Raw genomic sequence first — 22,198 nt, forward strand, 5'->3', positions numbered from 1 at the left:
GGGCAAGCGTTGGGGAATGAGGGTTTGGTGTTACCGAAAGTGCCCGGCCCATTCGGCGGGCAGGCGTTGTGCCTGATTCAACTGGGCAAGCCTTTGGTGTTGGGGCGTTGTGAGCAGCGCGAAAGCGATGACGTGAACCAGTCCGATTGAAACCGGGCGCTCGGCGGCAAGCTGTTCTTCCAGCAGGTCCAGGGCAAGCTGGTTCAGCGAGCTGCTACGCCTTTCAGGCAGACCCAGCATGCGCCGGATATCGAGGCCCATGCTCAGCGCCTTCAACACCAGTTGGTGGAAAGCGCGCTCGTTGTAGTGGCTCGACGGGAAGGGGTTATCCAGCGCAATGGCGGCAAACACCTGACTGTTGTGGGTGCGGCCAGCCTGAAGTGCCAGGTCCAGGCACTGCCCGCTGGCATCGAACCAGTCCAGGGCATTGAGGATGGCGATCTTTTCCTGATCGTCGCCCCAGGCATAGAACTGACGCAGCAAAGGTGAGCGCTTGCCCGGTTCTTGATGTTTGAGGGCCTGGGCCAGAAGCAGCACGCGGGCTTGCTGCACCTTGGTCCAGACAGCGCTGTCGACCTGAGGCTGTTCAGTCAGTTGACGTTTGCACTGGCTACTCAGGAGCACCAGCGTATCGGCACTCGGGTTTTGCGCAATCTGTGGCAGCGTACTTTCCCACCACTGCAACTCGGAAATGGGCAGGTGGCGGGTGAAACGCTGCAACTGCTCGGTCAGGATCTCGTCTCTGAGTTCAAGTGCCGCAAGTCCATTCGGGGCGATTTCGATCATGTCGGCTTGATCCAGCGTTGGAAGCGAGGGAGCAGAAAGAACACCAGAACGCACAGCAGGCTGCCCCATGGCTGATCCGCCAGGGCCAGAACCATGGCGTCGAACAGCGGCAGTGCTGCCAGACCGGCGCCGATGAACGCACGGACCTGACGATGCTGCGGGTTGGCCAGATGACGCCAGTAATTGCGTCCCAGCCAGACGAGCCAGATCAGCAGTACCAGCCAGAACATGCCGTTGCTGGCGTAGCTGACCAGAATCAGCGGGCTCAGCATCAGAATCAGCGGGAAGCGGCTGAGCAACTGGTTGCGATGTTCCTGGCGAGCCAGGTAGGTCAGGCCACTGATGTAGGCACCCAGCAATGCTGCGCAAAGCCAGATGGGTTCCGGCGGTACGCTCAGACTGGCAGCCGCTGTCAGGTAAAGCGCCGAGCGGCAGGCGCCCATCAGCCAGACGCTGTGGGGGTATTTCTTGTGCAGAATGTTGTAGGCCAGGATGAAGCCGAGCAACAGCGCCGCGCTGCCCAGTAGCCAGTCCGGTTCTTCGATCAACTGGCTCAGGCCCAGTATCGCGACGGCCGCCACCAGAATCAGCGCGCCGACAGCCAGTGCGACCTGCTGGCGGCTGACCAGTCCGAGGGTAATGGGGCGCGGGTTATCGTGTTGCTGATCCCAGTCGGCATCCAGCAGGTCGTTCAAGAGCATGCCGAACAGATAAAGCAGCGACAGCACCACCAGCAGCAGGCCCCAGACCAGCAGCGAGGGCGGGGCGAGGGCGCCAGCGCTGCTGGCCAACAATGCGGCTGCCAGGGTATTGGTCCATACCGTCGGCAGATTGGAGACACGGCCCAGTGTCATCCAGGTTTTCAAGGAGGTCTGGTTCATTCAGGGCAACTCTTGGTCCAGCCGAGGGGCGATGTGCTGTAGGACGACAGGCGCTGCAAAGCCTGCTCCATCAGGGCGAAATCGATCTCGTGCAGATCGGTGGATTCACCCAGGCGGGTGAGCATCGGGATGGAAAGCTGACCGCCAAGGTGCTGCCTGAACTCTTCCAGCCCTTGCACGATCAGCGAGCGGCCTTGGGCGTCCTTGAGCAACAGTTCCGGTGGGTTGAGGCTGAAACCCAGTTGCACGAGCAGGTGTAGCAGGCGCTCCGTATCGGTGTCCGACAGCAGCTTCACCGCATTGGCGTACAGCGCGTCCAGGGCCATGCCCACGGCCACTGCTTCACCATGGCGCAAGCGGTGCTGGCTCAGGTTTTCCAGCTTGTGGGCGGACCAGTGTCCGTAATCCAGTGGCCGACCGTTGCCCCGCTCGAACGGGTCGCCTGCGCCTGTGATATGCCTCAGATGCAGCTCCGCGCAACGGCGGATGGCGTAACGGCTGGCGCTGTGTTCAAAGGTCGCCAGCGCCTGGGCTTGTTGCTCCATCCACTGGAAAAAGGCCGAGTCCTTGATGGCAGCGACTTTCACGGCTTCGGCCAATCCGGCGATCCGGTCTCGCTGGGACAGGCTGAGCAGCATCTGAAAGTCGTTGATCACCGCATTGGCCGGGCAGAACGCGCCGAGCAGGTTCTTCTGGCCAAAGGCGTTGATGCCGTTCTTGACGCCGATACCGGCATCGTTCTGGGCCAGCACTGTGGTCGGGATACGAATCAGGCGCATGCCACGATGGAAGGTGGCGCAGGAATAGCCCACGGCATCCAGCACGGCACCGCCGCCCATGGCCAGCACATAACAATGCCGGTCCAGCCCGTGCTGCAACATGTGTTCATAGAGCCGGTGCAGGACTTGCGGGGTTTTGCTCAGTTCACCTGCAGGCACCGCAATGGGCGCGGTCTGCAAACGAAGGTCATTGCTGTGCGCGGCAAAGTAGGCATCAATCTGCGGCAGAAGGTGAGGCGACGACTTGAGCAGTTGCTCGTCGGCAAAGATCAATACTGTTATCTGGCCAGCCTTCTCAGCGGTGAGTTGCGCACGCAAGCAGTCATTTTTCGGGTCAAACAGGTGATCGGTAAAAACCACCGGATAGTTGTAACTGACCTCGAAACGGCCCTGCAAAGGACTGTCGGTGTCTTTTGCAGCGCGGCTCTTTATGGTTTTCACCAGGCTGCGACCGGCGATGAACAGGCCGGGCAACACCATGCTGGCCAGTACCGTGGCCAACAGTGCGTTTTTTTCCATCAGATAGGTGCCGATGGCGCTGTAGGCCAGTGCAAGCCCGGCATTCGCCAGAGTAGTGACCAGCAGGAACTGACGCAGCGGATAGCGCTGCATGCCAGCGGCCACCACCGAAGTTTCGGCCAGTACCGGCACGCCACGAAGACAGATCAGCGACAGGGTACTGAGCTGATAGGCCAGTTGCCCGCTACTGCGCTTGTTGACCGCCAGGCGCCTGGACAGCAGTCGCAAGTAACCGGCCCCCAGGGCATAGCCCATTCCGGCACCCAGGCACAGCCCAATGAAAATGACCAGATAACCGCCGACACTGCCCAGCAACGCCACCGCCATCAGCGCCACGATACTGGAGGGCACAGGCAGTACGACATCGAACGCAAGCAGCGCAATCAGCAGAAGGGCGAGGTTTAACTTCTGAATGGGGTCTGATGGAGTCGTCAGGCTCAAACCGGTCAGGAAGTGTTCGATCTGCTCACCAAACAACAGAAAACTGGTGATGACCAGAATCGAAAAACACAGCAAGGATAGCCACCAACTTCCGGCGACTCCTGTTTTCGAGAGTGCACGGTACAACTGACTATGCTTCATCAAGCATCCCTCTTGATTGTTATGACTGAGTGTCCTTGTCAGATATTTCAAACTGCATCCGGGGCCGGCATTACTCCTGTCTCTACAACCAAACGGGTAGGGCGCCTGAGTGTTCAGGCTTGGAATCAATAGCAATGTAGTTCAGTGCTAGCGTTTTGCAAGTATGTGAAATGACAGAATTTGCGGAGGAAGTTCTGGAGGGAATCAAAGAAGTTCTTGTGGGGTAATAATTGCTGTTATTGAGATTATTTTTTATTTATAAATGAGATTCGTTATCGTCTTTTTTGGGCTTTGGCCAAGTGTCGCGGCAATGGAAAGAGCGTCATCTTCCCCGGATTTATCCGCAACACTCGGCCACTCATTCAGTGAGCGCTTTACCCGAAGTTATTTGAAATGTTGCGCGAACTCCTCTACCTGCTCCGGCTTGATCAATTGATAAGGTACCCAGATATCGGGCTCCACAGTTTCGCCCTTGATCATCCGTAGCGCGGCAGTGATGGCGCTGCTGGCCTGGGCTTTGGGGTCCTGAAACACCGATGCTGCCAGTTGGCCACGCTTGATGGCCGCCAGTCCATCGGGCAGACCGTCGATGCCGACCACGGGGGTCGAGCCTTGTCCGGCCTGCTTCAAGGCCATGGCGGCCCCGATAGCCATTTCATCATTGTTGGCGACTACGGCATCGATCCTGACTCCTGCCAGCAGCCAGTTGCTGGTCAGGTCCATGCCTTTGTCGCGCTGCCACATGGCGCTCTGTTCGCCGACGATCTTGATGTCCGGGTAGTTCTTCAGAATCTGCTTGACCCCCTCGGTCCGGCCTTGGGTGGCGTTTTGCACCAGATCGCCCATGATGATCGCCAGATTACCCTTGCCACCCATCTTTTCCGCCAGGTACTGCATTTGCAGTTGCCCGGCCTGGATGTCCTCCGAGGCTACGGCGACCACGCCGGCGGGCAGGGGGCGCTGGTCGGGGCGGCGATTGACGTAGACCAGCGGTATTCCGGCCTTTGTAGCTGCACGGGTGATATTGACTGCGGCGGCGGTATCGACCGGCAAGACAATGATTGCATTCACCTTCTGGCTGATGAAACCCTCGACCTGGCTGAGCTGGCGAACCACATCGCCCTGGGCATCCTCGAACTGAATCTGTACGTTTTCCTTCTTCGCGGCATCGTTCAGACCGCTGCGCACATAGGTCATGAAGTTGTCGTCGACCTTGGCGATGCTGACGCCGATCCGGGCATCGGCAAAAACGCTGTGGCTGAACAGCAGTGCCAGAGAGGCCAGTGCAAACAAGTAGCGACGCATGATGGTTTTCCTCTTGTTCTTATGAGTTGAAATTCATCAGTGGATCAATGCTTCGGGTGGTTACGCCGACAGGGTAAAAGCCTGGCGGAAGCGCTCCAGCGCAATGACCGGATCGCCGCTGGCCCAGCCTTCCAGCCCCACCACGCCCTGATAACCCATGTGATGCAGGGCTTTGGCAATGGCCGGGTAATGGATCTCGCCGGTGCCCGGCTCCATGCGTCCCGGTACATCGGCCACCTGAATCTCGCCGATGGCCGTTCCGGCACGCTGGATCAGTTCGATCAGGTTTCCCTCGCCAATTTGTGCGTGATAAAGGTCCAGATTCATTTTCAGGTGCGGGCTGTCCACGGCTTCGATCAGGACCAGCGTGTCTTCGGCCCTGGCGAAAGGCGTGCCGGGATGGTCAACCTGAGTATTGAGGTTTTCCAGCAGGAATACTTTTCCATGCTCTTCACCCAGGCGGGCAATCTTTTCCAGAGTCTTGCAGGCGCTCAGCCACATCCGGCCATTGGCATGACTGACGGGTTTGACCGGCAGGCCTTTGTTATCCAGGCCGGTGCCATGCAGGTTGAGGCTGGGGCAGTTCAGGTGCTCGGCAACGGCCAGTGATTCTCTGGCGCTGTCCAGCAAGCGCTGAATATCTTCGGCGTCTGTCAGGTTGCCCCAGATATAACCGTTCATGGAGGTGAAATCAGCACCGGTGGCACTCAGCGCAGCGATGTCCTTGGTGGTCCAGTCCCAGATTTCGGCACTGAAACCCAGCTCATGGATGCGTCGAACGCGCTCTACGAAGGGCAGGTCGAGAAACACCATTTCGGCGCTGACGGCCAGTGTGAAGGGGCAGAAACTCATGGCTGTTCTCCTGCTATCCGGATCGTCTTGCCCTGCTGGACTGACTCGATGCAGGCGCGGGCAATGGCCAGTGCCGCTCTGGCATCCTCACCGCTTGCCAATGGTTTTTCGCCCGTGCGCAGGCAGTCTGCAAAGTGGTTGAGTTCGGCAATGTAGGCATCGCGCAGCAGGTCGGTGTCCATGCGCTGGGTGTCGGCCTGGATGCCATCGGCCAGATAACGAACCAGTTCGGACTGGGCAACGCTGCCCATGGTCAGCATGCCTGCACTGCCAAAGACCTCACCCCGCACATCGTAGCCATAGACTGCCTGGAAATTGGCCTCGGCAGTGGCGATGGCGCCGTTATCGAAACGAATCGTTACCACCGCGGTGTCGAGCAGGCCCTTGTCCTTGTAGGCCGGAGCGACCAGTGCATCGGCCATGACATTCACCTCCACGGCCTTGGCGCCGGAGTTCAGGTAGAGCAGGGCATCGAAATCGTGGATCAGTGTTTCCAGGAAAATCACCCACTGCCCGATGCCAGCCGGATTATTCAATGCCGGGTCCCGGGTGACTGAGCGCAGCAGTTGCGGTGTGCCGATGCGGCCCGAGACAACATCCAGATGCGCCTGGCGAAAGCTTCTGGCAAAACGCCTGTTGAACCCCACTTGCAAAGGCACTTGGGCATCGGCGGCTGCAGCGATGGCCCGGTCGGCTTCATCCAGTGTGATTGCCATGGGTTTTTCGCAAAAAACGCCTTTTCCGGCCCGTGCGGCTGCGATGACCAGTTCAGCATGGCTGCGAGCCGGAGCCGCAATCAGAACCCCATCGATATCAGGATCATCCAGCAATTGCTGCGGGTCGGTGTAGACCTTCTGCACATTGAATTTTTCAGCCAGGCGAGCGGCTTGTCCCGGTGTCGGGTCGGCAATGGCAGCCAGGCAGGCTCCCGGAATATGCAGGGCGGCTGTCTGGCCGTGAAAACTGCCCATGCGGCCTGCACCGATGAGTCCCAGGCGGATGATCTTGCTCATATGCATGCGTTCCTTGTTGTTGTCATGGGGCGAGCGAGTGAACTCACTTCGCTCTATGGACGGGAGAGCAAGCCCTGTGCCACTTCTCAAGGTATTGATATGTAATGAAAATATCTGTTTGTGCGCATGTAGGAGTGTCTATTTGAAAGACATGTCTACAATGACATGTCAAAGAAATGAACACTTCGAGAGCTGCAAATGGCCGATCATTCGTTCCTGACCTTGCCCCAGAATGAACTGGACTACATCACCGCCATCGGTCCGCTGGCCCTGAATGACGGGCCGATGCTCGAACTGCAACAGGCCTGGCGGGAGTGTCTTGCAGGCAGGGTCGATCCTCATCCTGTGGTCAGGCCGGTGATCTGGGCTTCATGGCGGCGCAGCATCGACAAGGGAATCGACCCTGAAGATGCCGAGTACCGGTTCGTCACCCCGACGGATCTGGCTGAAAAGCTGAGCGTTAACGCCTTGTTGATCGAAACCGCCCAGGAAGTGATGCGCGGTCTGCTCGCCTATAACCCTCGAGGCCATATCAACCTCACCGATCCTCAAGGCACGACCCTGAGTTTCTGCGGGCTGGACATCACGCCGGTGGGCAGTCGCCTCTTGGAATCCATTCAGGGCACCAACTGCACCGGGTTGGCGATTGCCGAGGATCGCCTGGTCTACGTGCTGGCCGAGGAGAACTTTGCCAATGGCCTGCGGCAGCGCCGAATGCATTGCGCTGCGGCGCCGATTCGCAATGCCAGTGGTGAAACCCTGGCGATCCTGACCCTGACAGCCGAACTGGGATGGTTTCACTTCCATACCCTGGGTACCGTGCAGGCAGCGGCTGAGGCCGTTTCGCGGCAGATGGCGTTGCAGATCCTGCTGGACGAGCAGCGCAGCGTTCTGGAAGTGCTCAATGAAGGCCTCGTGGTTCTTGATGACAAGGGCTGCATCAAGGCGCTCAATCGCTATGCCCGCCAGTTGTTCCGGGTCGGACCTGAACTGCTGGAGCGTCCGTTCCTGCAACTCGGGCAGAGTGAGCTGAACGAAGAAATCATGCAGCGTCAGGGCGAAGCCTTACGGGATCTGGACTGTACCTTTCAGCTTCACGATGGCACTCAACTGGTGTGCCTGGTTTCGGTCTGCCTGACCGGGCAGGGCGGACGGATCGTGTCGCTGCGTGAAAACCGCCGCATCCGCGAAATCACCCGCCGCATCATGGGGGCTCAGGCTCGTTATACCTTCGACAGCATTCAGGGACACTCCAGAGTCATGCAGGACGCGCTGCGCCTTGGCAGGATTGCGAGTCGCAGCGACTCCACCACGCTGATTCTCGGCGAGAGTGGCACCGGCAAGGAACTGTTCGCTCAGGCCATCCATAATGCCAGCGACCGTAGCAGTGGTCCTTTTGTGGCCGTCAACTGCGGCGCCATTCCCCGGGAACTGGTTCAAAGCGAGCTGTTCGGTCACGTTGAAGGCGCGTTTACCGGGTCTGCCCGTGGCGGTTCTGCGGGCAAGTTCGAGCTGGCTGATGGCGGCACCATCTTTCTCGATGAAATCGGTGACATGTCGTTTGATGCACAGGTCAGCCTGCTGCGGGTTTTACAGGAGGGCGAGGTGACTCGCGTCGGCGCCAGAAAGTCCCGGCAGGTGGATGTCCGGATCATTGCAGCCACCCACCGTAACCTGAGCCAGGCAGTGGCTGAAGGTGCATTCAGGGAAGACCTTTATTACCGACTCAATGTCCTGAACCTCACCGTGCCGCCATTGCGGATGCGCAAGGAGGATATTTCCCTTCTGGCACAGCACTTTCTTGACCGCTGTGCGCAGTCACTGCGCAAGTCCGTGTCGGGTATTTCCACCCCGGCGCTGGACGCGCTCATGGCGTATTCATGGCCGGGAAATGTGCGCGAACTTGAAAATACCCTCGAGCGCGCTACCAATCTGGCGGCAAGCGCATCGATCCAGCCAGGCGACCTGCCTCTGGAAATCCTGCAGGCATCGCTCCGGCCGCAACCCCCTTCACGACCTGAATACAATGATGCCCCGGACCTGGGAGCCCATGAAATGAACGCGATTATTGATGCGCTTAAGCACACCAACGGAAATATCCGGCTGGCTGCAAAGCAACTGAAAGTGTCCCGGGGCGGGCTGTATAACAAAATGAACCGATTCGGGCTCAGCGCCGATGCCTTTCGTTAGGCTGGCCTGAATGTTCAGCCAATCAGGCCTTCGGCAACCCATGAGGTAATGGTAATTTACCGGCCCGTTCTCTTTTCAAGCAGATCAAGGATCGTCGGCTGTGATTGACATACTGGTTGAAGTCGTTTTTCGAGCTGTTTGCTACTTTGTCGGCTGGCCTGTGATGAAGGCCCTCACATTGGGAAAGTACCCAGTGAAAGGCTCCTTGTTTGCAGAAACCGCGCAGGCCACTTTGACGTCTTTGATAGGTATTGCCGTCTTGGCGATTACAGTTTTAGCAATCCTGATGTAATTCGTTACGTCTTGGCACTTTACCCGTTTGGCGATGCCCTCAGCGCTAGCGTATCTTGTCGCCTCCTTGGCCTGACTCCGTGGAGTCGGGTATTACAAGACGTCGGGACAGTTTGAATGAGTGTGTTAGCGGATCCTTATGGCAGTTGACGAATCAGGGAATGAATCGGTTGAGGAGACTGCGCCGAAGCGTCGTCGCGCGCCGAAGGGTGAGATGCGCAGAACGGCGTTGCTGGATGCGGCCACCGTCATTTTTGCGCGGGATGGATACTCCAGCGCCTCGATGCGCGATATCGCGGCACTTGTCGGCATTACAACCGTAGGGTTGCTGCACCATTTTCCGAATAAAGAGGCTTTGCTGAACGCGCTTCTGGAGCGCAGGGATCAGAGGGTCGTCTCGCGATTTCATGAGCTGACCATGGAGATGACGCTTGAAGGTTTCCTCAGGTTCCTGAGGCAGAGCATGGGCTTCAGTATCGAAGATGCCTTCGAGTGCCAGGCATCGCTGGTCATGAATATGGAAAGCATGTCGAAGGCTCACCCTGCATGGGCCTGGTACCAGGAACGTTTTCACCTCACTCATCAGCACGCACGTGGGCACATGACGGCTTTGAAAGAGGCGGGAGAGATTCGTGCTGATATCGATGTGAAGGCATTGGCGCAGGAAATCTTCTCGGTCATGGACGGTTTGCAGATCCAGTGGCTGAGATGTCCTCAGGACGTGGATGTCATGGCTGTTTTCGATATTTACCTTCGTCGTCTGGGCAAGGATATCCAGGCTCATCCCTGAGCCTGAATGCCTGTCATCAGAATGCCTGGGTGGCGCTTACCTGTACGGCCTTGCGCAACGGCAGCGGCAACGGGTTGCTGTCGCGGGTGGTCAGGTGCTCTGGATACAGCGTGATCAGGGTGCGATCCAGGGGCAGAGTCTCTGAGTCCGGCCCCACCAGAATCTTGAACTTGCCGGCATCGACATCCCAACTGGCCGTCTTGTCCACGTAATAAGCCAGTGAACGCGAGTCGATCGGGATGCTGACGGTCTTGCTTTCGCCTGGCTGCAAGTACACCTTGCTGAACCCCTTGAGTTCTTTTTCCGGACGGTCCACCGCTGGCGCCACTGGACGGACGTACAACTGCGCGACTTCGAAGCCGGCCTTGTCGCCGGTATTGGTCACCGTGAATTTCACGTCAATGGTGTTGCCCGGAGTCATGACGTTGGTCGACAGTTTCAGGTCGCTGTACGCGAAGCTGGTATACGAAAGCCCGTATCCGAAGGGGTAGAGCGGTTTCGCATGCTTCTTGTCATAGCCTCTGTAGCCCAGGTAAATGCCTTCGCTGTAGGTCATTTCGGTCAGCGCGTTGTCACCTCGATATTGTTTTGGATCGGAATACGAGGCGTAGCTGGGGTTGTCCTGGATCTTTTTGTCGATCGTGATAGGCAGCTTGCCCGAAGGGTTCACCTTGCCGTACAGGATTTCGGCGATTGCCTGACCACCTTGTTGACCTGCAAACCAGGCATGAAGACTGGCACCGACCTTGTTGGCCCAAGGCTGCATATCCAGCCCGCCGCCACTGTGGAGGATGACGACAGTGTTCGGGTTGGCCTTGGTTGCGTAGGTGATCAGGTCCGACTGGTACTCGGGCAACTCGTAGGCATGGTCAATCGACTCGCCCTCATATTCATGATTGGTACCGGCCGCAATGACGACTGCGTCGTATCGGGACAGATCCTTAGGCGGTCGCAGAGACGCCCAGCTCATCTGAACGCCAGCCAGGCCGCCGAGGAACGTCGTGAAGTTGCCTTGCAGGCGGCGATATTCCAGCTTCACGCTGTATTCCTTGCCTGCTTGCAGTCGGGCGGTCTTGCCCGAAGTCACCAGCGCGTTGATCAGATCGAACGACTGTTGCGTGCCATCGTTTTCCAGAACCAGTTCGTCGTTCACCCACAACTTGTAAGCGCCGTCAGCACGAACCTTGAAAACGTGTTCGCCGGAAATGGTCGGCTTGATCGTGGAGGTGAAGCGTGCCGAGAAGGATCCGGCTGCGGGGGTGAATCCCGAAACGGTGGTAGTGCCGGTATCGGTGGTGTTGGTATTGGTGACCCAGTTCAGGTTGACCCCCGGTTCCACACGCGTCAGGGCAGGTGATCCGGAAAGCTCCGTATTGGAGAAATACTCCGCTTTTACCCCGCCGTTGCTGATGCCGTTCTGGCCACTGCCCGGCTGATACCAGACAGACGCCTTCGGGTTGAGGCTCATCTCGTGCAGGTACTCGATATTCGAGCTTGTTGAAGCCAGTTGCTGCAGGCCGCTGAGTTCTGTCACATAGGTGTTGGGTGGCGAGTTGGCAGTACCGAACGGCGAAGCCGGAGGCTGCATGGCCAGGTCGCCGATAACGGCGATTTTCGCATCACGGGCCAGTGGCAGCAGAGGGGTTCCCTTCGCGGTCTTTTCATTACGCAAAAGCACAGTCGACTCGCGGGCCATATTCAGCGCCGCACGCATGCCGTATTCCGGATGCTCCAGGGTCTGGGCCTTGTTCAGCTGTTTGTCGAAACCGTAGCTCACCAGACCGCGCAAGTTGCGTCTGACCTTGTCGTCGATGACGTTCTGAGTCAGTTGCCCGCTCCACAGGTAAGGAAGCAGTTTGGCCTCGGTGAATTGAAGGCCGGACGGCATATCGATATCGGTCCCGGCCCATGCACCCTTGAAGGCATCCTGCACCGAGTTGAAGTCGCTCATCACAAAGCCTTGAAAGCCCCATTCACCCTTGAGAACGTCAGTGATCAGGTGGTGGTTCTCGCAGGCATAGTCGCCATTGATCTTGTTGTAGCCGCACATGATCGAGGCGATATTGGCGTTCTTGACCATCGATTCGAAGCCGGGCAGGTACATTTCGCGCAGGGCGCGCTCATCAACGCGGATATCGACGTAATGCCGGTTGGCTTCCTGTTCATTGGCAACATAGTGTTTGCCGGCAGCCTGTATGCCCTGGACCTGGATTCCGTTGGTGATGGCTGGTGCCAGCACGGCTCCAAGGAATGGATCCTCGCCACTCACATACTCTGCGGTACGTCCTGCATAAGGCGTGCGATACAGGTTGACGCCCGGAGACAGCATTTGCTGGCCGCCCGCGATGCGGGTTTCGTACCCGATTGCCAGGCCGAACTCCTTGGCGCGGTTGATGCTCCAGGTGGCCGCCAGCGCGGATTGAGCCGGGTACTGGGCTCCGAATGTCGCATTGTTGACATGCACGCCCATCGCCGAGTCATACGCGACGGTACCTTCCATTCCCCACTTGCTCAGGCGCGGAATCATGCGCCCGTCATCCACGCGGGTGAAGTTGATCTTTTCCGCGACACTCATGTTATCCAGTACGGCACCGACACGGGCTTCTACCTCGTTGCCGGTCATGGGCGTCACGGCCATGGCAATACTGGCCTGCGAGACGCTTATGGCCAATATGCTCAAGCCCAGCGTGTGTTTGAGGGCTGACAAGGGCAGCATCCTTTTTGGCTGATGATGGAGGCGGGAGTTGAAGGAATCATGGGAGCCGATGTTCATGGTTTCTGCACCTGAGCGGGCGCATCCTCTGTATCTACAGGGGCCTGCAGAAGTGCGGACGATCCTTTTTCAACCGGCGTGGCAATTTTGTTGGCACCCGAAAGTTGCTCCCTTTGTTTATCCACCTGTTCACGAACAGCTTGTTCCGAATGATGTGTGTCGACCGCTTTAGAGTCTGCCCAAACCGGGCCGACACTGGAGGCGCCCAGCAGTAATACGCTAACAACAGACAGCAGGGGTCTAGTCATCGATGGGGTCTCGATAAAGGATAAGTGTTGAGTCGGCTGATCGCGGAATGCAGAAGTTCCGCCTGAGGGCCGCATGTTAAGTCCGGGAAGAGGATTAAAAGTTCAGCGGGTGAGAAATTATATTTTATGAGGCTAGTTGGAAATGCTGGCGCATGGCTATGGGTGTTTGTTTTTAAGGATTGTTCCGAAAATATTTTGCTAAAAACGCCTTTTTTTGATTTTTTATTGCTTTATTTTTGGTTTTTATGGGTTTTGTTGCTGTTTTTTAGTGGGTTTATGAGTTTGTTTTGCTAATTTTTAAACCTAATTGCTGTTAGGTTTAGTGGTCTGATATGCTGTTGTAGCTGGAATTAAATGGTGGTTTTTTGTGTGTTAAATAAAGGTTTGTGAATGGGTTAGTTAGGGTTTTCTCCAGGGTTAGTTGTCAGGGGCTTTGGGGTGGATTTTCAAGAAGTGTGGATAAGATAAGTGATTAATATCCGGCTGGAGCAGGGCGGGAAGAGTGGCTGTCGTTGGATGATCTGAATAAGAATTTCCTTTGAATTATCTATGGAAGATCAGCCCATGATTTTGCAAAACGCTGCAAGACAACGCTGCGCACGATTCTTTTGTGTGCTGCTGATGCTGGTATTGAGCTCATCGGCCTGGGCTGCCACAAAAAGTGCAAAGCGCGGGATCGCCTATGACATTGCGTATCCAGCAGACTTGAGTGCTTTGGCTCCCGGAATCAGCTGGTGGTACAACTGGAGTCCCAAGCCTCACGATCGGCTGGCTTCGTATGACTATGCATCGATGTACGGGGTGGACTTCATCCCCATGGTCTGGAATTCGAATGTCGATGACGGCCAGTTGAAGCTGTACCTGCTCGCACATCCCGCTATTCGATATCTGCTGATCATCAATGAGCCTAATCTTCTGGATCAGGCGAACATGACTCCCGAAGCGGCAGCCCGGTTCTGGCCAAGACTGGAGCAGATATCCGCCCAGACTGGCGTCAAGCTGGTCGGTCCTGCCATGAACTGGGGAACCATGAGCGGTTATGGGGACCCGGTCGTATGGCTGGATGCGTTCTATGCGGCCTATCGGGCGCAGAACCAGAACAGAGAGCCGCAAATCGACTACCTGGCCTTTCACTGGTACGACTATGGCCTGTCAGGAATGCTCGACAGGCTGTCCAGATTTGGAAAGCCGTTCTGGGTAACCGAATTTGCCAACTGGCATTCCGTGCCGGATGGTGTCCAGATCGACTCACTCGAAAAGCAGAAGCAGCAGATGACCGAAATGGTTGCCATCTGCGAGAGCCGGGCTGACGTGTTCCGTTATGCGTGGTTCACCGGGCGGATGAACGATGACCCACATTTTTCAAGCCTGCTGAGTAACGAGGGAACGCTGACGGAGTTGGGCCGACACTACCTTTCACTGCCATTCGCCGAGTGAGTCTTCTGAGCAGGATGTAATTGAGCTTACCTGTAAGCCTCTGCCTCACGGGCCTGCGCACTTTTCCAGCTATCAAGGTTCTTCAGGGTGACCAGATAGCGCTGGATATTGGCGTAGGCCTCCGGCTTCTCCAGTCGCTCGACCAGCTCTGCCACGAACAGCATCATGAAGTCTGCTCCGCTGAGCTTTTCGCCGACCAGGAATGTCTTGTTTTCCAGTTGCTTGTTCAGATAGCCAAAGACCTTTTCGCATTCCACCTGCGCATAGCCGGGCAGAAAGGAAAGGGTGGCCGTTTCGCGCTGGGCAAAGATTTTCAACAGTGGCGGGAGCATGGCCGAGCTTTCGGAGAAGTGCAGCCATTGCAGGTAGTCCAGATAGTCTGCGGTGTGTTTTTCAGGCGCGAGGTGCGGTGCGAAGCGTTCGATGAGGATTTCGGTGATGGCGCCGGACTCGGCAACGACCTTGCCATCCAGTTCGATCACCGGGGATTTGCCCAGCGGATGGATCGCCTTCAAGGACTCGGGTGCAAAATGGGTCTTGCTGTCGCGGCGGTAGAACTCGACGTCGTACGGCGCGCCAATCTCCTCCAGCAGCCAGAGAATGCGGATGGAGCGAGACTGGTTCAGATGATGCAGCCTTATCATGGTCTTTCCTTGAGGCGATGAGCGATAAGGCATCCTAGAGGTCTGCTGGGTCAGTCGCCAACAAAGTTATTTTCAGCACCTCATAAATTATTTTATGAGGCGGGCCATGGGAGGTATGCCTTAACGGATCGGCATCAATCCTATATCGCAGCCTGTAATTCCAGGCTTCGACCCGGTATCGCGGCAATAAGCTCTTGAGTGTAAGCCGCCTCGGGCCGCTCGAAGACATCGCTGGCCAGGCCTTGCTCGACGGTCTTGCCGTGTTTGAGCACCAGTACCTGATGGGCAACACTGGCCACTACCGCAAGGTCGTGGGAAACCAGTACATAAGCGATGCCCAGTTCTTTTTGCAGCTCGACGAGCAGGTCGAGGATCTGCGCCTGTACGGAAACATCCAGTGCCGAGACCGGTTCATCAAGCAGCAAAAGGTCCGGTTTCAGGGCCAGGGCTCGGGCAATCGCAACCCGCTGCCTTTGCCCGCCTGACAGTTCCCGAGGCAGTCGGTCCAGGTAAGCCGTCGGCAAATGAACCCGCTCGATCAACTGGCGTGCCGCCTGTTCCAGTGCCCGGCCCTTGAGCAGGCCAAAGGAAACCAGCGGTTCAACGATGCTTTCAAACAGGGTGAAGCGTGGGTCGAGGGCGCCGAACGGGTTCTGTTGAACCAGCTGGATACGCCGCCGCAATGGCCTGAACTCGTTCCAGCCGAGGTCGGTGACGTCGCGATCCTCGAACAGCACCCGTCCCTGGGTGGGCTTTTCCAGGCCCAGGGCGATGCGCAATGCCGTGCTTTTACCCGAGCCGGATTCGCCGACAATGGCCAGTGTCTGGCCCGGATAAACCTTGAAATTGACGTCCTGCAAAGCCTGGAAGTCGGCGTCTTCGCCTTTCACGTAAGGCAGGCGATAGGTCTTGCCGATATTGCTCAGGGTCAGCAGCGGCGTAGTGTCTGGCGAAGAAGGGCGTGGTGCTGCCGGGCTTTTTCTCTGGCCGAAAGCCGGCGCGGCGGCAATCAATGCGCGTGTATAGCTGTGTTCGGGGTTTACAAGGATCTGCCGTGGCGGACCTTGCTCCACCAGTTCACCGCTTTTCATCACCAGCACCCGGTCTGCGCGATCCGCTGCCACGCCAAGGTCGTGGGTGATGATCAACAGGGAAATGTCTCGCTCGCCCACCAGACGTTGCAGGTGGTCGAGAATCTTGCGTTGTACCGTGACATCCAGAGCGCTGGTAGGCTCGTCGGCGATGATCAGGCGGGGATTGCCTGCCAGCGCGATGGCGATCAGCACCCTCTGGCGCATGCCGCCGGACAGCTCGTGTGGGTATTGCCGGGCGCGCAGCACCGGCTTGTCGAGGCCGACCTGTTCCAGCAATTCCACCACATCGGCGTCGATGGCCGGGTAGCGTCGACCGTGGGCCTGGATCAGCGCTTCGGCAATCTGCTGGCCAATGCGCAAGGTCGGGTTGAGGCTGACCATCGGGTCCTGAGGCACCAGGCCGATGATGCTGCCGCGAATCCGCCGCTTTTCCCGTTCAGAAGCGTGGCTCAGGTCGTTGCCATCGACCCGCAGTTCGCCGTGGGTGATGGTCGCGTTATCCGGTAGCAGGCCGAGAATCGAGTTGGCGATGGTGGACTTGCCGGAGCCGGACTCGCCGACAATCGCCACGGTTTCGCCTCTGGCCACTTGAAAGGAGACGTTGCGCACTGCCTGGGTGAGCTGCCCGTTGAAACGATAGGTCACGCTCAGGTTCTGGAGATCGATCAGTTGCGGCGTGTCAGTCATCGTTGAGTCTCTTCCAGAGTGCGGGCGATATGGTTGAAGCTGAACACCACGGCCACCAGAAACAGGCCTGGCAATAACGAAACCCAGGGCGCGGTCATCAGGAAGTGACGACCATTGGCGATCAGCGTGCCCCATTCGGCGGCGGGTGGTTCTGCACCAAAGCCAAGAAAGCTCAGGCCGGCAGTGGCCAGAATCGCTGCGCCGAAATCCAGGGTGGCCAGCACGGCTACCGGGCCCCAGGCATTGGGCAAGATGTGCCGCAGCAAGGTCCGGGTCCAGCTTGCGCCACCCAGGCGTGCCGCTTCGACGTAGGGCAAGGTCTTGACGCGCAGCACCTCGGCGCGGGTGGTGCGGGCGAAGCCGGGAATGATCCCGACACCTACCGCAATGGCCACCGGAATGGTGCCGAAGCCGATGGCGGTGACGATGGCCAGGGCCAGTAGCAGGCCGGGCAGGGCCAGTAATACGTCGATGAAACGCATGATCACGGCATCGATGCGACCGCCCGCAAAACCGGAAATCACCCCAAGGCTGAGGCCGCCGGCCATGGCGATGCCGACGGCCAGCAAGGCTGCCTGTACCGACAGGCTGGAGCCATGCACGACGCGTGTATAAAGGTCGCGCCCCAGCTCGTCGGTGCCGAACCAGTGCTCGGCATTGGGTGGCGTCAGCTTGTCGGCGGGCGAGGTGGCGTAGGGCGCATAACTGCTGAGCAGGGTCGGCGCGATGGCGGCCAGCAATGCAAAGGCAACGATAGCCACGGCCAGCAGAAATCCGGGGCGACGCAACAATGGTAGAGCCGAATCGAAAGCCCGGCTCAGGCTGCTGCGCCGCCGCCATTGGGTCGCAGGCTGCGCTTCATTGCGGCTGACAAGGCGAGCCAGGCGTGCAAGGCGAGTATCGAAAATGGTCATGGTGTCAGGAGACCTTTGGCGTGTGGGCAATGCGCGGATCCAGCGCGGGGTAGAGCAGGTCAACGATCAGATTGACCACAACGAAAGCGGCAGCCGAGACGGCGACGATGGCGAGTACCACCGGAATGTCCTGGCGCAGCACCGCTTCCTGGACAAGACGACCGATCCCAGAGCGGGCGAAGATGGTTTCCACCAGCACGGCGCCGGAAACGGTATTGCCCACTTGCAGGCCGATCAGTGTCAGCAGGGGCAAGGCCGCGTTCTTGAACGCATGGCGTGCCTGGACCTGAGCGCGGCTCAGGCCTTTGGCGTAGGCAGTGATGATGTAGGGCTCTTTCCACACACCCTGAAAGCCGCGCAACAGCACCTGGGCGTACACCGCTGCACTGGGAATCGCCAGGGTGACCGCAGGCAATATCAGGCTGGAAAAGCCCTCATTGCCGGTTGCCGGAAACCAGCCGAGGCTGAAGGCGAACAACTGGATCAGCAACAGCCCCATCCAGAACACCGGCACCGAAAAGCCCAGCGAAGGCAGACGCGACAGGGCAACTTTCAACGGCTGCCAGCGCACGTAAGCGGTGAGGTAAGCCAGACCAACCCCGCCAATCAGCGACAGGACAATCGCCAGGCCCGCCAGCGCCATGGTTTGCGGCAGCCGCTCGACCAGCACTTCTGAAACGGGGCGGTTGAGCGTCAGTGAATTGCCGAAGTCACCGTGGATCGCACCCCATAACAGATCGACATATTGCTCGAAGGCGCTGCGGTCCAGCCCGTAATAGGACCTGGCCTGGGCGAGGTCCTGCTCTGACAGAGCATCGATCTCGACCCCGGAGGCACTGAGCATGATGGACAGTGTGTCGCCGGGCAGCAGATACAGAATGAAATAAGTGATGCTGTAGGCACCCCAGAGTACCAGCAGCGCCTGGGCAATCCGGCCAAGGACGTAACGGCTCATGGTGCTGCGATCTCGATGTCGTTGAACAGTGCGAAACCTTCGGCGGTCCAGTGGAAATTGCGCACCTTCTTGGCCGTCGCGGCTTGCCAGACCCGCTCATAGACGGGGAACGCCGAGCCTTCGTCGATCAGCAGGTCCTGCAAGTCGCCATAGGCTTGCGCCCGTTGCTCGCTGCGGGTAGCGGTCAGCCCGGCATCGAACAGCTCCAGTGCTCTTGGCAGCGTTTGCGGCTCGTAAAGGCTGGTCGCCAGGGTCGAACTGTTGGCACTGCGCGGATCAAGGATGCTCTGCAGAACGATCGGGTCGGCGCGGGTCATATAGGCGAAAGTCAGGTCGTAGTTGCCTGCAGCGTTGGTCGCCGCCCATTCAGCCGTCGTCACGACGCTGAGCTTGAGTTCGATACCGATCTTGCGCAGTTGATCCTGGATCAGCACATCGCCAGCGCTTTCGGAAGGTGACAGGTTGTAGGAAAGCTTCAGCCGTTTACCGTCCTTGTAGCGATAACCATCGGCATTTTTCTGCCAGCCCGCACCGTCGAGCAGGCGTTCGGCTCCCTGGGGATCATAGGCAAGCTTGTCGCTCTGATTCTTGTAATAGGGCGTAGTGATGTCATAGATGCCCGAAACCACCGGGAACTCAGGGTTATAAACCGTGGCGGCGTATGTCTTGCGGTCGATGCCTTTCTGTAGCGCCAGACGCACATCGCGATCGGCCAGAATGCGCGAGCCACGGGTGTTGGGGTAGATATTCAAGGCCGGGCCAGGCAAGGAACGGCTCTGGATGGTGGCACCCTTGGACTTGAACAGGTTCAGGTCCACTTCGGAGAACGGGTTGCGCGGCCAGAGAATATCGACCTGGCCCTGTACGAACTGACCGTTGCGCACGCTTTCTTCCGGCACGTAACTGACTTCGACCTTATCCAGATGCGCCTCGCCCTTGTTCTGGGCATTGGCTGATGGCCAGGCGTAGCCTTTGCGTTTGGTCAGGAGCAGACCGCTTTCCGGTGTGTAGCGCTCCAGTACAAAAGGCCCGGTGCCAATGATCGCGCCCAGCGAGCGCTCCTTGGCGCTGAGCTTGTAGGATTCCGGAGCTAGAATTGAGAGGTTGGTAGTGGACGTGGCTTGCAGGAAGCCGGCATTGGGCTTGGCCAGCACCAGCTTGACGGTAAAGTCGTCCAAGACCTCGGCGTGATCGTAGCCCGCCAGATAAGTCGCGCCAAAGGTGCTCGGCAACTGGGCGGCGAAAGATTTGTTTGAGTCATAAGCAGCTTTCACCGCATGAGCATCGAAGCGTGTACCGTTGCTGAAGGTCACGTCCTTGCGCAGGTGGAAGGTGTATTCCAGCGCGTTGTCACTCACTTCCCAGCGCTCTGCCAGCCAGGGAATGATCTTGCCGGTCTGTGGGTCTTGATCGGTCAATGATTCGACGATATTGCGCAGCACTACCCGATGCTCCAGCCAGTAGACCTGGAAGGGATCTACGCTGACCAATATGGTGTTATCCCTGAAAAAAGCGACTTTGAGAGTCTTGCCTGCCTGGCTGTCCTGACCGGCAGGGGAGCAACCCAGAAGAGTGGCGGCAGTCACAGCGGCGAACAACAGGCGCGGTAGAAGAGGGCTTTTGATCATTGCTGTGTCCCCTGGTCCGCGGGGTTGCCTGGCAGTGCCGAAGGTTGGTTGGGCTGCATGAGAAATCCTCTTCAAGTCGAACAGCGCTTCAGGCTGGTTTTAAGACCTTATTCGTCTGAGAAGAGGCTGTAAAAGTCTTTTTGGTTTTAAGCTAATATACATTTTTGTGATTTATACGATTTTTATTATTCTTAATTAACATTTTTAGAGGGCGGGCCTCGCCTGTTTTCGGCAGCGTGCTGCCTTGCGCCATTAATAAAGCTCTCAGGGCCTGTTCAAGCTATTGATAGGGAATGGGCGATTTTGAATACGGGGATAGCACATCCGTACTATTGGCCGGGATTATCTGTGAGGGTAGATTCCCGGCAGAATTGGCCCTTGTGCGAAGGCTGAAGATAATTTTCCCGAACCGTAGTATTGATCAGGAAGTGGTATGAAACGCTTGCTTACAGGGACCGTTCTGGGCGTGTTGTTTTCAGGGGCCGCAGGCATTGCCCTTGCCGGGAAGGAACAGGCGCACACCCCCCTGAAGGCTTATATCGGCAAGTATCCATGGGAAAAGGTGAATGGCACCGCCTTCATCGAGGACCCTGACGTTCGCGCAGCCGTGATCAAGGCGGCACCTTCGGCCATGGTCAGTGATGCGGTGCTGGGTGAAGACATGATCAGCCCGATTCTCAAGGTCGATGATCGCTTGCTCGCTTCAGGCTGGGATCGGCGCAGTGGTGGTTCCGTGAACTGGGCTATTCTTGCGGCGCTGGATGGCAGCCGCATGGCGCTCTGTTATTACGAAGAAGACGACAACAACATGGCGTACTGGTATCTCGATGGCGAGATCGTCGTTACGACCACGGATGGCCGTGGTTGCCCGTCAGAGGCGAGTGACATCGCCGACATGGGCACATTCCCCATAGGCCCTGTTCCTGATGAGCCCATACCTGACGAGCCTGCGCCGTCGGGTGCCGTGGTCAATTGAATGCCCGGATTTTCGTCTGCCTTTCAGACGTCATGATTTTCCTGGAGAGCTTACCTTGAAAGGTCGTTTGATAACGCTCATGGCCACGTTTGCCTGGGCATCCACCGCATGGGCCGAGCCATCGGCCACGCTTTCGGAGCCTGTGGGCGGCTGGCGCTACCACGGCCTTCTGGACCGCAGTGAAAACCCTAGTGTCGCTTATCCCACGCCCCCCATCGACCGGGGCGTGGAGCGCAATCGCACCATGATCGAAGGCCAGCTCAAGGCCATCGGTAAACAGCGCGGTCCCCATGTGCTCTCTGTCAATGGCAACCCATTGAATCTTTACACCGACGAAGAAGGGCGTTTCGCCCGGCCTTATGCATTTGGCGCAGGCTCCAACAGCGTTGAGGTGCGCAGTGCGGAAGGCAAGTCTCTCAAGCGTGTTCAGTTCTATGAAGCCAACAGCCAGCGAACCCCGGCGCGGATTCGCGTTGTGCTGGGCTGGGACGACCCGGAGGCCGAACTCGACCTGCACATCGTGACCCCCGACGGGCAGCATGCGTTTTTCGGGCACACGGCTTTGACCAACGGTGGCGGCCTGGACCCTGACGGCGTCGACGGGCCAGGCCCGGAAATGTTCACCATGACCGCCCCCATGCAGGGCACTTACCTGATTTACGTGAACTACTGGGGCAACTTCGGCAACGGGGGTTACAACTTTGATGAAGCCAGTAACAAACAGGAAGTCATCACTTCACAGATAAGCCTGGTGCTCAACGAAAATACCGTCGATGAAAAGCGCGAAACCTTCATCGTGCCTTTGCGTGCCATTGGTGACCTGCTGCTGGTCAAGACTTTCAACTATTGATCAT

General features: G+C 57.8%; 19 protein-coding genes. 6 read left to right on the forward strand and 13 right to left on the reverse strand.

The window, feature by feature from the left end:
- Positions 1-30 precede the first annotated feature (30 nt).
- The 6 genes from CKW23_RS16035 to CKW23_RS16060 all read right to left on the reverse strand — a co-directional run bounded on the left by CKW23_RS16035 (position 31) and on the right by CKW23_RS16060 (position 6,723).
- Positions 31-786, reverse strand: a complete 756-nt coding sequence (locus tag CKW23_RS16035; protein WP_038399872.1) for an EboA domain-containing protein — start codon at positions 784-786, stop codon at positions 31-33.
- A complete protein-coding gene (locus CKW23_RS16040; protein WP_025260283.1) occupies positions 783-1,667 on the reverse strand; it encodes a UbiA family prenyltransferase in 885 nt (294 codons plus the stop codon). The genes CKW23_RS16035 and CKW23_RS16040 overlap by 4 nt, the downstream gene beginning before the upstream one ends.
- Positions 1,664-3,547: a 3-dehydroquinate synthase gene (locus CKW23_RS16045; protein ID WP_025260282.1), complete on the reverse strand. Its 1,884-nt coding sequence runs from the start codon at positions 3,545-3,547 to the stop codon at positions 1,664-1,666. The genes CKW23_RS16040 and CKW23_RS16045 overlap by 4 nt, the downstream gene beginning before the upstream one ends.
- A 384-nt stretch (positions 3,548-3,931) precedes the next feature.
- Positions 3,932-4,852 (reverse strand): sugar ABC transporter substrate-binding protein, encoded by a 921-nt coding sequence (locus tag CKW23_RS16050; RefSeq protein WP_095067959.1) that lies wholly within the window; start codon positions 4,850-4,852, stop codon positions 3,932-3,934.
- Between the two features lie 60 nt (positions 4,853-4,912).
- A complete protein-coding gene (locus CKW23_RS16055; protein WP_095067960.1) occupies positions 4,913-5,704 on the reverse strand; it encodes a TIM barrel protein in 792 nt (263 codons plus the stop codon).
- Entirely contained in the window at positions 5,701-6,723 is a 1,023-nt protein-coding gene (locus CKW23_RS16060; RefSeq protein WP_025260279.1) for a Gfo/Idh/MocA family oxidoreductase, read from the reverse strand. Before CKW23_RS16060 ends, CKW23_RS16055 begins: the two co-directional genes overlap by 4 nt.
- Positions 6,724-6,915: 192 nt before the next feature.
- Here CKW23_RS16060 and CKW23_RS16065 point away from each other — a divergent pair, with 192 nt between their 5' ends.
- From CKW23_RS16065 to CKW23_RS16075, 3 genes are all read left to right on the forward strand, one after another.
- Positions 6,916-8,907, forward strand: coding sequence for a sigma-54-dependent Fis family transcriptional regulator (locus tag CKW23_RS16065; RefSeq protein WP_095067961.1), 1,992 nt, complete (start codon positions 6,916-6,918; stop codon positions 8,905-8,907).
- Positions 8,908-9,007: 100 nt separating this feature from the next.
- A complete protein-coding gene (locus tag CKW23_RS16070) occupies positions 9,008-9,199 on the forward strand; it encodes a hypothetical protein (protein ID WP_025260278.1) in 192 nt (63 codons plus the stop codon).
- Positions 9,200-9,337: 138 nt separating this feature from the next.
- A complete protein-coding gene (locus tag CKW23_RS16075; RefSeq protein ID WP_025260277.1) occupies positions 9,338-9,988 on the forward strand; it encodes a TetR/AcrR family transcriptional regulator in 651 nt (216 codons plus the stop codon).
- Positions 9,989-10,004: 16 nt separating this feature from the next.
- Here CKW23_RS16075 and CKW23_RS16080 read toward each other — a convergent pair whose 3' ends face one another.
- Positions 10,005-12,704, reverse strand: a complete 2,700-nt coding sequence (locus CKW23_RS16080) for a glycoside hydrolase family 3 protein (RefSeq protein WP_038400421.1) — start codon at positions 12,702-12,704, stop codon at positions 10,005-10,007.
- Positions 12,705-12,757: 53 nt separating this feature from the next.
- A complete protein-coding gene (locus CKW23_RS16085) occupies positions 12,758-12,997 on the reverse strand; it encodes a hypothetical protein (protein ID WP_038400420.1) in 240 nt (79 codons plus the stop codon).
- Between the two features lie 633 nt (positions 12,998-13,630).
- On the opposite strand from CKW23_RS16085, the gene CKW23_RS16090 reads away from it, so the two are divergent.
- Complete coding sequence (locus CKW23_RS16090) at positions 13,631-14,446, forward strand: glycoside hydrolase family protein (protein WP_236249415.1); 816 nt, start codon at positions 13,631-13,633, stop codon at positions 14,444-14,446.
- A 26-nt stretch (positions 14,447-14,472) separates the two neighbouring features.
- Here the strand turns inward: CKW23_RS16090 and CKW23_RS16095 are convergent, their stop codons facing one another.
- From CKW23_RS16095 to CKW23_RS16115, 5 genes are all read right to left on the reverse strand, one after another.
- Positions 14,473-15,090, reverse strand: a complete 618-nt coding sequence (locus CKW23_RS16095; protein WP_025260274.1) for a glutathione S-transferase family protein — start codon at positions 15,088-15,090, stop codon at positions 14,473-14,475.
- Positions 15,091-15,230: 140 nt separating this feature from the next.
- Complete coding sequence (locus tag CKW23_RS16100) at positions 15,231-16,871, reverse strand: ABC transporter ATP-binding protein (RefSeq protein ID WP_025260273.1); 1,641 nt, start codon at positions 16,869-16,871, stop codon at positions 15,231-15,233.
- On the reverse strand, positions 16,868-17,785 hold the full coding sequence (locus CKW23_RS16105; protein ID WP_025260272.1) for an ABC transporter permease: 918 nt from the start codon (positions 17,783-17,785) through the stop codon (positions 16,868-16,870). The genes CKW23_RS16100 and CKW23_RS16105 overlap by 4 nt, the downstream gene beginning before the upstream one ends.
- 4 nt (positions 17,786-17,789) lie before the next feature.
- A complete protein-coding gene (locus CKW23_RS16110; RefSeq protein WP_025260271.1) occupies positions 17,790-18,740 on the reverse strand; it encodes an ABC transporter permease in 951 nt (316 codons plus the stop codon).
- Complete coding sequence (locus tag CKW23_RS16115; protein WP_025260270.1) at positions 18,737-20,368, reverse strand: ABC transporter substrate-binding protein; 1,632 nt, start codon at positions 20,366-20,368, stop codon at positions 18,737-18,739. The genes CKW23_RS16110 and CKW23_RS16115 overlap by 4 nt, the downstream gene beginning before the upstream one ends.
- Before the next feature lie 433 nt (positions 20,369-20,801).
- Between CKW23_RS16115 and CKW23_RS16120 the strand changes: the two genes are divergently transcribed.
- Both CKW23_RS16120 and CKW23_RS16125 read left to right on the forward strand, forming a co-directional pair.
- A complete protein-coding gene (locus tag CKW23_RS16120; protein ID WP_025260269.1) occupies positions 20,802-21,344 on the forward strand; it encodes a hypothetical protein in 543 nt (180 codons plus the stop codon).
- Positions 21,345-21,423: 79 nt separating this feature from the next.
- Positions 21,424-22,194: a YfaP family protein gene (locus CKW23_RS16125; protein ID WP_038399870.1), complete on the forward strand. Its 771-nt coding sequence runs from the start codon at positions 21,424-21,426 to the stop codon at positions 22,192-22,194.
- Positions 22,195-22,198 lie beyond the last annotated feature (4 nt).

Origin of the sequence: Pseudomonas sp. Irchel 3A18, from assembly GCF_900187465.1 — a bacterium.
GTDB lineage: Bacteria > Pseudomonadota > Gammaproteobacteria > Pseudomonadales > Pseudomonadaceae > Aquipseudomonas > Aquipseudomonas cichorii.